The sequence below is a fragment of the Parafannyhessea umbonata genome (assembly GCF_012844235.1).
Taxonomy (GTDB): Bacteria; Actinomycetota; Coriobacteriia; order Coriobacteriales; family Atopobiaceae; genus Parafannyhessea.
On sequence record NZ_JABAGR010000001.1, the window covers coordinates 1 to 13,258 of the forward strand.

General features: G+C 63.3%; 10 protein-coding genes and 1 pseudogene. All 11 read right to left on the reverse strand.

Features of this window, described 5'->3' with window-relative positions; genetic code table 11:
• Positions 1-55 precede the first annotated feature (55 nt).
• Entirely contained in the window at positions 56-643 is a 588-nt protein-coding gene (locus HF885_RS00005) for a restriction endonuclease subunit S (protein ID WP_170102941.1), read from the reverse strand.
• Positions 633-2,180: a type I restriction-modification system subunit M gene (locus tag HF885_RS00010; protein ID WP_170102942.1), complete on the reverse strand. Its 1,548-nt coding sequence runs from the start codon at positions 2,178-2,180 to the stop codon at positions 633-635. Before HF885_RS00010 ends, HF885_RS00005 begins: the two co-directional genes overlap by 11 nt.
• Positions 2,181-2,195: 15 nt before the next feature.
• Positions 2,196-5,300, reverse strand: coding sequence for a type I restriction endonuclease subunit R (locus HF885_RS00015; protein ID WP_206109700.1), 3,105 nt, complete (start codon positions 5,298-5,300; stop codon positions 2,196-2,198).
• A gap of 274 nt (positions 5,301-5,574) precedes the next feature.
• Positions 5,575-5,937 (reverse strand): annotated as a pseudogene (locus HF885_RS00020) (HI0074 family nucleotidyltransferase substrate-binding subunit); the annotation flags it as partial.
• Positions 5,938-5,968: 31 nt separating this feature from the next.
• Positions 5,969-6,250 carry a nucleotidyltransferase family protein gene (locus tag HF885_RS00025; protein ID WP_170102944.1) on the reverse strand — a complete coding sequence of 94 codons (282 nt, stop codon included), beginning with the start codon at positions 6,248-6,250 and terminating at the stop codon, positions 5,969-5,971.
• 225 nt (positions 6,251-6,475) lie between these two features.
• A complete protein-coding gene (gltA, locus tag HF885_RS00030) occupies positions 6,476-7,894 on the reverse strand; it encodes an NADPH-dependent glutamate synthase (RefSeq protein WP_170102945.1) in 1,419 nt (472 codons plus the stop codon).
• Positions 7,882-8,727, reverse strand: coding sequence for a sulfide/dihydroorotate dehydrogenase-like FAD/NAD-binding protein (locus HF885_RS00035; RefSeq protein WP_170102946.1), 846 nt, complete (start codon positions 8,725-8,727; stop codon positions 7,882-7,884). The genes gltA and HF885_RS00035 overlap by 13 nt, the downstream gene beginning before the upstream one ends.
• A gap of 201 nt (positions 8,728-8,928) precedes the next feature.
• Positions 8,929-9,519, reverse strand: coding sequence for an aminoacyl-tRNA hydrolase (gene pth, locus HF885_RS00040; protein WP_170102947.1), 591 nt, complete (start codon positions 9,517-9,519; stop codon positions 8,929-8,931).
• 169 nt (positions 9,520-9,688) lie between these two features.
• Positions 9,689-10,204 carry a DUF5684 domain-containing protein gene (locus tag HF885_RS00045; protein ID WP_170102948.1) on the reverse strand — a complete coding sequence of 172 codons (516 nt, stop codon included), beginning with the start codon at positions 10,202-10,204 and terminating at the stop codon, positions 9,689-9,691.
• A gap of 145 nt (positions 10,205-10,349) precedes the next feature.
• Complete coding sequence (locus tag HF885_RS00050; RefSeq protein WP_170102949.1) at positions 10,350-11,345, reverse strand: ribose-phosphate diphosphokinase; 996 nt, start codon at positions 11,343-11,345, stop codon at positions 10,350-10,352.
• Positions 11,346-11,351: 6 nt separating this feature from the next.
• Positions 11,352-12,743, reverse strand: a complete 1,392-nt coding sequence (gene glmU / locus HF885_RS00055; protein WP_170102950.1) for a bifunctional UDP-N-acetylglucosamine diphosphorylase/glucosamine-1-phosphate N-acetyltransferase GlmU — start codon at positions 12,741-12,743, stop codon at positions 11,352-11,354.
• Positions 12,744-13,258: the final 515 nt, after the last annotated feature.

The following is a 13,258-nucleotide window of genomic DNA, read 5'->3' on the forward strand; positions in this document are numbered from 1 at the left end:
GATGCCCTGCTTCCCAAGCTCATGTCCGGCGAAATCGACGTCTCGAAGGTCGACCTCACGCAGCCAAATAGCCATTTGTGCGAACGTTGACTAAAAGCTTCTCGTGTATAGCGTCGAGCATGGAGACCACCTTGCACTGCGTCTCGATGTCGGGTAGCTCGATTTCGATTCGAGCGACATCATTGGGATGCACGCGAAATATTTTCATTCCGCGTACGTATTGCCTGAGCATCTTCAAGAACCGAGGGGAATGCATTAGGTAGTTCAGATACGCTGGAAGCAGGGTGCAATGGTTCTTAACCCTTACGATTGTTGTCTCTGTGCCGGCGACTGCAGGGAGATGTTGCGGGTTGTTGAAAAGAAAAGAATGACCAAGGTCATCCACGGTCTCAGAAGTCAGAACATAAACAATGTCCTGATTGAGCAGGCGTTGTTCATCTTTGATTTTCTCGGCGCTCAGAATAAATGGAATAGGCTTCTGCGGGTGTTCTACATCGATGCGATATGAGAAGCCCTTGTACAGGTCCCCATAATGGAGATACAGGTAATCGCCGCTGCCATGCATCCGAGTTCGCGGAACACTCGCCCCTCGGTAGAACTCGCAAAGATTTCCAAGCCGATACCGATTGGTGCTACATCCCATACCCAATCGCCTCCAGGTTCTTCTTAATCTCTTCCTGCAGACGGTCGGATTCCTCGAAGCACTCCGAGAGCTCGCTGGTAAGTCTCTTCATCTTCTCGTCGAAGGGTTCATCGTCCTCCTCCTCATCCGCGATTCCGACATAGCGTCCGGGAGTTAGGATGTAGTCCTGCTTTTCGATCTCACCTAGCGTAGCAGCGGCGCAGAAACCCTTCTCGGGCTCAAGGACACCCTTGCGGAAGTCGTCGAAGGCGCTGGCAATCTTAGAAATGTCGCCGTCCTTGAGCTCGCGCAGCTTGCGGGTCACCATCGTGCCCAATTCGCGCGCGTCAACGAAGAGAACCTTGCCGGCTTCCTTGGAACAACTTTTCTTGCTCTTGTCGATAATCCAGAGGCAGACGGGGATGCCCGTGCTGTAGAAGAGCTTGTCGGGCAGGGCGACGATTCCCTCCACGATGTCGGCCTTCACGATGTTTGCGCGGATGTCCCCCTCGCCGCTCTGTTGGCTGGACAGCGAACCGTTGGCGAGCACCATGCCCATGCGCCCGTGGTCGTTGAGGTGATGGATCATGTGCTGCATCCAGGCGAAGTTGGCATTGCCCGCGGGCGGAACGCCATAGTCCCACCTCGGGTCGTCGCGGAGCCTCTCTCCTCCCCAATCGCTGTCGTTGAAAGGAGGGTTGGCCAGCACGAAGTCGAACCGCTTGTCCTGGTGAAGGTCCTCGAAGAAGGTGTCCGCGTTGTGCGGGCCGAGGTCCGCCTCGATGCCGCGGATGGCGAGGTTCATCTTGGCCATTTTCCAGGTGGTAGGGTTGCTCTCCTGGCCGAATACCGAGATGTCGCGGATGCTCCCGGAATGGTGCTCGACGAACTGGGCTGACTGGACGAACATGCCGCCCGAGCCGCAACACGGGTCGTAGACGCGGCCGTGGTAGGGCTGGATGATCTCGACGAGCGTGCGCACGATGCAGGTAGGCGTATAGAATTCGCCGGCGTTCTTTCCCTCCTGCTCGGCGAACTTCGCGAGGCAGTACTCGTACGTACGGCCAAGCACGTCCTGGGTGTTGCCCTCGGAGGTCATCCTCACGTTAGTGAAGAGGTCCACCACATCGCCGAGCATGCGCTTGTCGAGCTCCTGGCGCGCGAAGTTCTTGGGGAGGATGCCTTTGAGGGAGTCGTTCTCGGCCTCTATCTGCCTCATTGCGTTGTCGATGACCTTGCCGACCTCCGGGGTATGCGCCGCGGACGCCACGGCTTCCCAGCGGGCATCTCTGGGAACCCAGAAGATGCCGTCCGCCTCGTACTCGTCGCGGTCCTCCTCAAAGCCCTCGCCCTCAGCTACGAGCTCTGCGTGCTTCTGCTCGAATCGGTCGGAGATATACTTCAGGAAGATGAGCCCGAGCACCACGTTCTTGTATTCAGACGGGTCGATGTGGCCGCGCATCCGATCGGCAGCTTGCCAGATCTTCTCCTCGAAGCCGATCTCCTGAGTGTTGGTGGCTTTCGTCGGCTTGTTATTGCTGCCCTTTGGCCTTCCCATGTTCTGTCTCTCCCGCTAGTCTCTCTGGAACGTCTGGTTATCCGCCCACGTCTCGCACTGCGCCATCACGGTATCAAGCGCCTCGCGCTCCTCGTCGGGCGGGTACTTGTACTTCTTTAGCAGCCGCTTGATGGCGCGCCTCATGCCGGCGCGCGCGGTCTTCTTCTCCTGCCAGTCTATCGTCGCGTTCTTCCTCAGCGCATCGGTAAGCTCGTGGGTCATGGCAACGAGTTGTTCATTGGTGTAGAAGTCCCTCACCGCCTGGGGCTTGGTGAGCGCGTCGTAGAACGCGAGCTCCTCCTTCGTGAGGCCAAGCTTCTCGCCCTCCTCGCGCTCCTTCATCATCTCGTGGGCCATCTTGAGCAGTTCCTCGATGACCTCGGCGTTGGTCAACATGCCGTTGAGGTAGCCGTTAAGGGTGCGCTGCAGCACCTCGGAGAACTTCTCGGACTTCACGATGCTCGTCTTCTTGTAGGAGCGCACCTGCTCCTCGATGAGCCTCTTGAGAGTCTCCAGGGCGACGTTTTTCTCCCTCATCCTGGCAATCTCGTCCAGGAACGACTCGTCAAAGAGGGAGACCTCTACGCCCCCATCGAAGAGGTTGATGACGCCTTCGCTCTGGACGGTCTGCTCGAGGATTGCCCCGACGCGCTTGTTGAACTCCTCGTAGCTCATGCCGCCGCCCCCCGAGCCCGAGCGGCCGAGGGTACGCATGACCTGTACGCGCAGCACCTGGAAGAAGGCCGCCTCGTGCTGGTCCTCCTCGGAGACCATACTCTTGCAGAGGCTCTCGGCGCTCACGAGCAGTTGGGATTGCTTGAGGAACTCCTCCCGCGTCTCCTCGCGGTCTCTGTCGAGAAGCCAGTCCGCCCCTTCGGCGATGCAGGAGGCGAGCTCCTCCTTGCTTCCCGAGAAGATGTGCGTGCGGTAGTCGAAGCCGTGCAGGAGGTCTCGGCACACGGAGAGCTTCTCGCGGAACTTCGGGTATGCGGTCTTGGCGATATCCATGTCGCCGTACTTCCGTTGGTCGCGCTTGGTGTAGTCGTGCATGGCGGCTTTGAGTGCGCTCGCGATGCCTATGTAGTCCACGATGAGGCCGCCCTCCTTGCCAGGGTAGACCCGGTTTACGCGAGCAATGGCCTGCATAAGGTTATGGCCCCTCATGGGCTTGTACATGTACATCGTCGCGAGGGAGGGGACGTCGAAACCGGTGAGCCACATGTCCACGACGATGGCGATTTTGAGGGGGTCGTCGTCGCTCTTGAAGCGGCGCTCCATGTCCTTCTTGTGGTCGAGGGTCCGGCCACCGGACTTGGAGCCGTCGGAGACCCCATGGGTGACGTCGTACCACTCCTCGGGGTCCTTATTGCTCGTCGTCATCACCACTCCGACCTTGTCCCTCCACTCCGGCCGGAGCTCCATGAGCTTGAAATAGATGGCCATGGCTATGGGACGGGAGTAGGCGACAATCATTGCCTTGCCGGTGAGGAGCCCCTCGCGGTTCTGCTCGTAGTGGGCAACTATGTCGCGGCAGAGCGTGTCTATCGTCTCCGGCGCGCCTAGGATGGCGTCGAGGCCGCCCATGGCGTGCTTGCTGCGCTCGGTCGACTCCTCGTCGTGTTCGTCCGCGTACTCCTTGTAGGCCCTGTCGAGCTCCTCGAGCGCGTCGGGGTCAAGGTTCAGCGCCACGACCCGGCTCTCGTAGTAGACCGGGACGGTCGCCTCGTCCTCTACGGCCTGCGTCATGTCGTAGACGTCGATGTAGCCGCCGAACACCTCCTGGGTGTTCCTGCCGTCGAGCGCGATGGGAGTGCCCGTGAAGCCGATGTAGGAGGCGTTCGGCAGGGCGTCGCGCACCTGCATTGCAGCCCCTATAGACACCGTGCCGTCGTCCTTGATGGTCTCAGTGAGACCGTACTGGCCGCGATGGGCTTCGTCGATCATCACCACGACGTTGCTGCGGTCGCAGAGCGGCTCGTCGCGCTCCGTGAACTTCTGCATTGTGGTGAAGACGATGCCGTTGGCCTTCCTGCCCTCGAGGAGTCTCCTTAGGTCCTCGCGGGACGTCGCCTGAACTGGCGTCTGGCGCAGGAAGGCCGCGCAGCGGGAGAACTGGCCGAACAGCTGGTCGTCGAGGTCGTTCCTGTCGGTGATGACCACGATCGTCGGGCTGTCGATTCGGTCCTGGAGCATATGCGACAGGAATACCATCGAGAGCGACTTCCCCGAGCCCTGGGTGTGCCAGAATACGCCGATCCTTCCGTCGCCCTCGATTGCCTCCACGGCGCGCTCCGCGGCCTTGTGCACGCCGAAGTATTGGTGGTAGGCGGCGAGAATCTTCACAACCTTCTCGTCCGAGTCGTTGAAGCAGATGAAGTTGTGCAGGATGTCGCAGAGGCGATCCTTGCGGAACATCCCGTCGATTGTCGTCTGCCATTTGGTGTTGTTATTGGAGTAGTCGCCGTCGAGGCTCTTCCACTCGCTGAAGCGGTCCTCAGGGGATGTAATGGTGCCTACCTTGGTCGTGGTCATGTCCGACATCACCAGGAAGGCGTTGGGGACGAAGAAGGAGGGAATCGCCTTGAGGTAGTTTCGCAGCTGTAGGTAGGCGTCCGAGGCGTCCGTCTCCTCGCGTGAGGGGCTCTTGAGCTCGAACACGACAAGAGGCATACCGTTCACGAACACGACGATATCGGGGCGCTTCTGCTCGTGCTCAACGAACGTCCACTGGTTAACCACCTGGAAGGTATTGTTCTCCGCCCTGTCATAGTCCACGAGTCGGACGATGTCGTTTCGCTCCTCCTTCCCATCGAAGAAGCGAACCTCCACACCGGATTGCACGTAGTCCGAGAAACGCTCGTTGCGCTGGGCGAGCGATCCCGCGTCGACATCGTTGAGCCTGAGAATCGCTTCATGGATGGCGGCGGCGGGCAGCCCGGGGTTGATACGCCAAAGGCTGGACTGGAGGACGTCGATGAGGAAGACGTCATGGTAGAGGGAGTCGGTCCTTGGGACGTCTGGGCCGTAGAGGTGCTCGTAGCCGAGGGTGTCGGCCATGTGCTCGATGATGGTCTGCTCGAAGAACTCCTCGTTGATTGGAATTGTGGCTCCAGCACTCATTCCGCCTGACCCAGAATCCATATCGCCGTCCTTTCAGGGGTGGCGCGTGTCAGGAGACTGGAGGCTGCGAGATGGTATTTCCAGAACCGACGCTGACACATCGTGCGCCAATGACTCCATATGTTATCAGAGAGCATATTGACTTGGCGCCCTGTTGCTGAGGGTGGTTCTTTGGGTGACGCTGATTACATGACATGAATGCCGTGGGTCTTACAAGTATTTGGTTGAAAGCACACGCCGCGCATGGTTCGTGAAGTCCACGCGCGCGACGCCCCTACTCCTCGAGCGACCAGTTCTCCCTCAGCTCGCGTTCCAGCTCCTGGAAGATCAGGATGTACTTCTCGCGCGTCTTGCTGATGATGGAAAGTGCGACCGAGTCGTCATATGCGTGACTCATTAGGCTTCGCGACTCCAGAGCGTCGAGCCAGCCTTCCTCGTCGTTGATCATCCCGGCGGCATAGGCGCACTTGACAACCTTTCGGGGCGACCCGGTCTGCGCCTCCGAAAAGCCATGCTGGCTGAGCGTGTACTTCATGGCCTTCCAAGATTGCTCCATACAGATTTGGAAAAGCGATACCAGTCCCGCTTCGGTAACGACATCGAATGGGGGTTGGTAGGAGATAGAGTTTTCGAGGTTCCTTAACGATTTTTAGAAATTCTCAAGTTTCCTATTGCTCAAAGAGGATCACCCCATCGTGACGAATGTCTTCGATTAGTCCTTGCCTTACGGGTCGATCAAGATCGACGACGTCGTACGAAAGCAGGGTGGGCGTCTCCTCGTCGACGTCTAGGGCGAACTTCGCGACATCTCCGCCGGATGCTGCAAGGTCGATGTCGCTTCTCGCAGAATTATCGCCACGCGCGCGAGATCCAAAGAGTATGACCTTGCACACCCCGTTTCGCCTGGCGAGGGTTCGGATGCTCTCGATGACGTTCTGCCTCAGGTCCATCGTTTCCGCCTTGTCGCTATGGGGGCGGCGCAGTGCGCCGCGCACTATCTTAAGTATAGGCCATACGTTTCACGGTCATCTCTTTCGCCGTCCTGTTCCCGTGCGCGTTGAGTTGCGGCCACGTGCGGCGTTCGCAGTTTGTGCCCGCACTGCAGACGAGAAGAGCCCCGGCCGCGTGTTGCGGTCGGGGCTCGGCTTCAAGTGGATGCAATCGCGGGCGTGTGGCTACTCGCCGTCCTCGCCCAAAAGCACCTTGGTCATGTCCGCAGCGGCCTTCTTGCCGGCGCCCATGGCCAGGATGACGGTCGCGGCACCGGTCACGATGTCGCCGCCAGCCCAGATCTTGGGGTTGGAGGTGCGGCCGGTCTCCTCGTCCGCAACGATGTAGCCCCACTTGTTAAGCTCCATGCCGCCGATCTTTGCGGCAAACGGGTTCGCGTTGGTTCCGATGGCGGAAATCGCGACGTCGCAGGGAATCTCCTCGATGGCGCCCTCGATGGGCACGGGGCGACGGCGTCCGGAGGCGTCCGGCTCGCCCAGCTCCATGTCCTGCACCTTGACGGCGCGCACGGCGCCGTCCTCGCCTGCGATGAACTCAAGCGGCGAGACCAGCTCGTGGATCTTCACGCCCTCTGCCTTGGCGTGCAGGACCTCGGCGCGACGCGCGGGCATCTCGGCCTCGGTGCGGCGGTAGCACAGGGTGACCTCCTCGGCGCCCAGGCGCAGCGCGGTGCGGACGGAGTCCATGGCCACGTTGCCGCCGCCAAAGACCACGACGTGCTTGCCGTGCTTGGTGGGGGTGTCGTACTCGGGGAACTTGTTCGCCTTCATCAGGTTCACGCGGGTAAGGTACTCGTTCGCGAAGAACACGTTCGGCAGGTTCTCGCCGGGGATGTTCAGGAGCTTGGGGAGTCCGGCGCCGGTTGCCACGTAGATGGCATCGAAGCCCTTCTCGCCCAGAAGCTCCGCGGAATCGGCGAGGTTGCCCATGACGGAGTTGTACTCGAACTTGACGCCCAGCTCCTTGAGGCCGTCGATCTCGCGCTTGACGACGGTCTTCGGCAGACGGAACTCGGGGATGCCGTACACCAGCACGCCGCCGCCGGTGAAGAACGCCTCGAACACGGTGACGTCGAAGCCGTTGCGGGCCAGCTCGCCGGCGCAGGTGATGCCGGAGGGGCCGGAGCCGATGACGGCAACCTTCTTGCCGTTGGCGGGCTTCATCTTGGGCTTGCTGGCAAGCTCCGGCTGGTCGCCCAGGAAGCGCTCCAGCTGGCCGATGGCCACGGGCTCGCTCTTGACGCCGCGGATGCACTTGCCCTCGCACTGGGTCTCCTGCGGGCAGACGCGGCCGCAGATGGCGGGCAGCATGGACTGCTCGTGGATGATGTCGAGGCCCTCGCCGAACTTGTGCTCGTAGATCTTCTCGATGAACGCGGGGATGTTGATGTTGACGGGGCAGCCCTGCACGCAGAGGGGCTTCTTGCACCTCATGCAGCGCGCGGCCTCGGCCACGGCCATCTCCTCGGTGAATCCCTTGTCGACGGGGCGGAAGTCATGGGCGCGCTCGGCGGCGGGCTCCTCGTTATCGGGTGTGCGCGGAGCCTTCATGTCCGCGACCCAGCGACCGTTTACCTCTGGCATGCGCAGTTCGCCTCCTCATAGGCCTTGAGGGCCTGGCCCTCCTCGGTACGGTATGCAGCCTGACGCGCGCGCAGGTCGTTCCAGTCGACCTTCGTGGCGTCGAAGTCCGGGCCGTCGACGCAGGCGAACTTCGTCTCGCCGCCAACCTCGACGCGGCAGCAGCCGCACATGCCCGTGCCGTCGACCATGATGGGGTTGAGCGACGCGGTGATGGGCGTGCCGAACTTCTGGGCGGTCAGGGTGGAGAACTTCATCATCGGGACGGGGCCGACGCAGAACACCTGGTCGACGGCCTTTGCCTCGAGCAGGCGCTCCAGCGGGGCCGTGACCACGCCCTTCTCGCCGTAGGAGCCGTCGTCCGTGGTGATGTGGATGTGGTCCTCGGGCAGCAGCTCGCGGAACTGCTCCTCGAGCAGCAGCAGGTCCTTGGTGCGGGCGCCCATGATCGCGTGGACCTCGTGGCCGGTCGCCACGAGCTGGCGCGCGACGGGGTAGGCGATGGCCAGGCCAACGCCGCCGCCGATGACGCACCACGTGCCATCGCCGCTCATGTCGGTCGGGCGGCCCAGCGGGCCCGTGACGTCCTCAAGCGCGTCGCCGGCCTCGTAGGTGGAGAGCATCTCGGTCGTCTTGCCGATGACCATGAAGATGAACTCGATCCAGCCCTCCTCGGGGTTCCAGTCCGCGAAGGTGAACGGCACGCGCTCGCCGCATTCGTTGGCGCGGACCATGAGGAACTGGCCGGCGTGCGCGTGCTTGGCCAGCTCGGGCGCCTCGATGCGGAACTTGAACACCTTCTCGGAGAACTGCGTCTTTTCGAGGATCTTGTACATTAACGAACTCCTCTCCTGAAGCTCCTGTCCTCGACCGCGGCGGACGGTGCCCGCTGCGTCGGTACAACGTGCTCAGTATAGCGCGCCGCCATGGACGAGAAGGGCAATGTGCCTATGTCGGGGCCAATTAAGTTGTCATAAGTCGGTTAGGGTCGTCGGCCTTGGGGCCGGCGTCATCCGGCGGCGCCTGCGGGGCCGCGGCTACCTGTCGATCGCGGCCTGCACGCCACGCTCGACGGCAAGCTCCGCAAGCGAGGCCGCGTCCTGCGCCTCGAGCTCGAAATCTTGCAGGTAGCTGCCCTTGAGCGTGCGCAGCACGTAGTCTGCCACCTGCATCTTTCCGGGCGGGCGCCCCACGCCAAAGCGCAGGCGCGCAAAGTCGCGCGTGCCGAGCTTGTTTGCGATGGAGCGCAGCCCGTTGTGCGCGTTCAGGCCGCCGCCAAACTTCACGTTGACGGTGCCGGCGGCGAGGTCCACCTCGTCGTGCACCACGAGAACCTCCTGCGCGGACGCCTTCTCCTGGCGCAGCAGCTTGGAGAGCGGGCCGCCGCTCGTGTTCATGTAGTCCTGCGGCTTGGCAAGCAGCACCTCACGCGTGCCCTCCGGCGCCCGCATGCTGCAGCGAGCTACCATGCAGCCCGCCTCGCTCTTCCAATAGCGGGCGCCTAGGCGCTCCGCGAGCGCGTCGACCGTAGCGAAGCCCGCGTTGTGGCGCGTGCATGCGTACTCGGGCCCGGGGTTTCCCAGCCCGCAGATGATGCGGATGTCCTTTGGTCGTGCCTGCTGGGCCATGGTTCCTCCGTCTAGCCTTGGGTCTTCCTCAGGTGGTCAGCCAGATACGGTACCGCAAAGCGCACGCGGGGTGGCCCTTTCCTTTTTTTCCTAATTTTTCCTTTTTTCCTAAACGGCTCGGGTGCGGGTGGCGCGGGCCTGTCTCCGCGGATCCTGCCCGCGGTCGCCCCTACGCCTGCGGACCCACGTACCTGGACGAGCCAAAGCCCAGCACGAGCGTGGCCACGTTGGGAAAGAACAGCAGCGCGAGCGCCATGCCGATGCCATGCCCAAACGCGAGCGACGTCTTGTACAGCATCACGAGCCCCACCACCGCGATGGCGCAGTACAGAAGCGCCACCAGCACGCCGAGCATGGGGTAGTCGACCGGGGCGATGGTGCCGGTGAACGCCCCCGCGAACGCCGCCATCGCAACGAGCGCCCAGAACGGCGCCGTGCCCCAGCAGATCTTGAACGAGACGTAGGTGGAGTACACGGGGATGATCGACTTCCACCCGGCCTCCCCGGCCTTCTGGAACATCTTCCACCGCGCGATTACCAGCAGCACCCACACGACGAGGCCAAGGAGGCCGATCGTGGTTGCGTAGAGCGTGAACAGTGCGACGAGGCCGGCCAAGGCGACCCCTCCCTTCGGGGCGTGGCGAGAAGAGCGTGCGCCCGCGGGCAGGCGCACGCTCTCTAGCATAAGGCCCACGCGGTGCCGAGGGGGCTGCCGTGCGGGCCGGGGGTTCTTCTCGCCCCGCGGACGGGGCTTCGAGACAAGCCCGCGCGCGCCCGGGGAGGTTATGCGGGCGCGCGCGGGGGCGAGGGGGTGCTGCGGGAGAGGGACGCTACATCTCGGAGTTGCCGCCGGCGAGGCCGCTGACCGAGAAGTTCGCGTATACCGCGAAGATGGCGTCTGCCAGCTCCTTGGCGACGGAGATCTGCTTGATCTTCGAGCCCTCGGTGTTGGCGACGGCGCAGGGGATGGAGTCCGTCACGACGCACTCCTCGATGGGCGCATCCTCGAGCAGCTGGATGGCCTGCTTGCTGAAGATGCCGTGCGTGGCGCTGATGTAGATGTCACCGGCGCCCATCTCCTTCAGCTTGCGGATGGAGCCCACCAGGGTGCCACCCGTGTCGATCATGTCGTCGTTCACGATGCAGGTCTTGCCCTTGATGTTGCCGATGATGCCCATGACCTCGGCCGCGTTGTGCTTCGGGCGGCTCTTGTGGGCGATGGCGACCTCGCAGCCCAGGTAGTCGGACAGCTTCTTCGCGACCTTGGCGCGGCCCATGTCCGGGCTTACGACCACGGTGTTGTTGAGGTCGAAGTTCTTGGCCTTGAAGTAGTCGCCAAACTGGTACAGCGCGGTGAGGTGCGTGACCGGGATGTCGAAGAAGCCCTGGATCTGGTTGGAGTGCAGGTCGAGCGTGATGACGCGGTCCACGCCGGCGGCCTCGAGCAGGTTCGCCACCAGGCGCGCGGTGATGGGCTCGCGCGACGCCGCCTTGCGGTCCTGGCGGGCGTAGCCGTAGTGGGGAATGACCGCCGTGAAGCTGGCCGCGGAGGCGCGCGTGGCGGCGTCGGCCACGATGAGGGTCTCCATCAGCAGGTCGTTCACGTTCTTGCCGGCGATGGACTGCACGAAGAACACCTCGCAGCCGCGCACGGTCTCCTCGAAGCGGGCGTAGATCTCGCCGTTGGCGAACTTCGTGATCATGAGGCCGGAAAGCTCGAGGTGAAGCACGTTCGCGATGCGCTGCGCCAGCTCCGGATTGCCGGTCCCCGTGTAGAGGCGGATGTTCTTCTCGACGTTAAGGGGCTTGCAAAGGTCCTCGTACATTGTGTGCTAGTCCTCTCTTTCCAGACGGTCCCAATAGCGGTCTGCCCAACCCTCGATCACGGTCTGCTTCGAGCGCTCCAGCGCGAGGGCACCAGCCGGAACGTCCTTCGTTATGCACGAGCTCGCGCCCACGAGCGCGTTGTCGCCAATGGTGACGGGTGCGACCATCATGGTGTCGGACCCCACGAACACGTGGTCGCCGATCTCCGTGTGGCTCTTGTGCTTGCCGTCGTAGTTGCAGGTGATGGATCCGCCGCCGATGTTGACGCCCTTGCCCAGGCGCGCGTCGCCGATGTAGCTGAGGTGCGGGACCTTCGAGCCCTCGCCGACCTCGGACCCCTTGATCTCGACGTGCGTGCCCGCCTTCGCGCCCTTGTGGAAGTGGGCGCCGCCGCGCAGGTACGCGCGCGGGCCGCAGTTGACGTCGTCGTCGATGGCGGAGTCCACGATCACGGTCTCGTCCACGGTACAGTTGTCGCCCACGGTCGCGTTGGCCAGGCGGCTGTTGGGGCCGATGGTGCAGGCCTCGCCCACGACGGTCTTGCCCCAGACGATGGTCTGGGGGAGAAGGACGGTGTCCATGCCGATGGTGGCCTCCGGCCCGACCCAGACCTGCTCCGGGTCGAGCATCGAGATGCCGGAGCGCATGAGGCCCTCGTTGATGCGGCGCTGCATGATCTTGGTGACCTGCGCGAGCTGCACGCGGTCGTTCACGCCCAGAAGCTCCTGGTAGTCGTCGCAGTGGACGGCCGTGACGGGCTCGCCCATGCCCACGTAGATGCCCACCATGTCCGTGAGGTAGTACTCGCCCTGGACGTTGTCGTTCGTGAGCTTGTCGATGTTGGTGGCAAGGCGCTTGCCGCAGAAGCAGTACGCGCCGGCGTTGCACTCCAGGAGCGTGGCGCGCTGCTCCGGCGTGCAGTCCTTGTGCTCGATGATGGCCTGGACCTGGCCGGTATCGTCCATAAGGACGCGGCCGTAGCCCGTGACGTCCGGCGGGGTCATGGTGAGGACCGTGCAGGCGTCGTGGTCTTCGCGCGTGCGGTCCACGAGTGCGCGGACGGTCTGCGGGCGCAGGAGCGGCAGGTCGCCGTTGAGTACGACGACGGGCCCGTCGAAGCTGCCGAGCGCGTCCCTCACGACGCGGACCGCGTGCCCGGTGCCAAGGCGCTCCGTCTGCTCGACGAACTCCACGTCCTTCTCGTCCGCGAAATAGGAGCGGACCTCCTGCGCGCCGTTACCGATGACGAGCACGATGCGCTCGATCCCGGCCTGGCGTGCCGCGTTGACCACCCACCAGGCGAGCGGCCGGTCCAGCACCTTGTGCATCACCTTGGGGTGGTGCGACTTCATGCGCGTTCCCTCGCCGGCAGCGAGGACAATCGCGGTTACTGGCATGTGATGCCTCCAGCGTTTGGGTCCAGCGCGCCGGCGGGCGTTTGCGTGACGCGGCCGCGTGGCGGCCGGGCTGGCGTCCGGGCAGGCGTCGTAGCTGGACTGTTGCACGACGCTCCCATGATAGCGCGGGCATGCGCGCGTGTGCCACCCGCCCGTGCGCGCGGACGAGAAATACAAGACATGGAACGAGCGGCATCGGGCGGGCCGGTCCAGGAGGCGGGGCGTGGGGCGCGGGGTGCGGGGCCGCGGAGCGGGCTCGACGTCGGGCGGGCTGGACGTCGGGCGGGCTGGACGTCGGGCGGGCTGTCGGTACACTCCTGCCGCGAGTTTGCAGGGAGTCCGTAAACTCGAGCCTCACGAGTACGGGCGGCGCCCGGAGCCGGTACACGTCGGCCGCGAGCTTGCACGGCTGCACGAAACTCGGGACAGGCGGGTACCGGGGGGCGCCCTGGCGGTACACACCTGCCCCCAGTTCGCGGGCGGCCTGCAAACTCGGCCCTCATGTGTACGGGAGG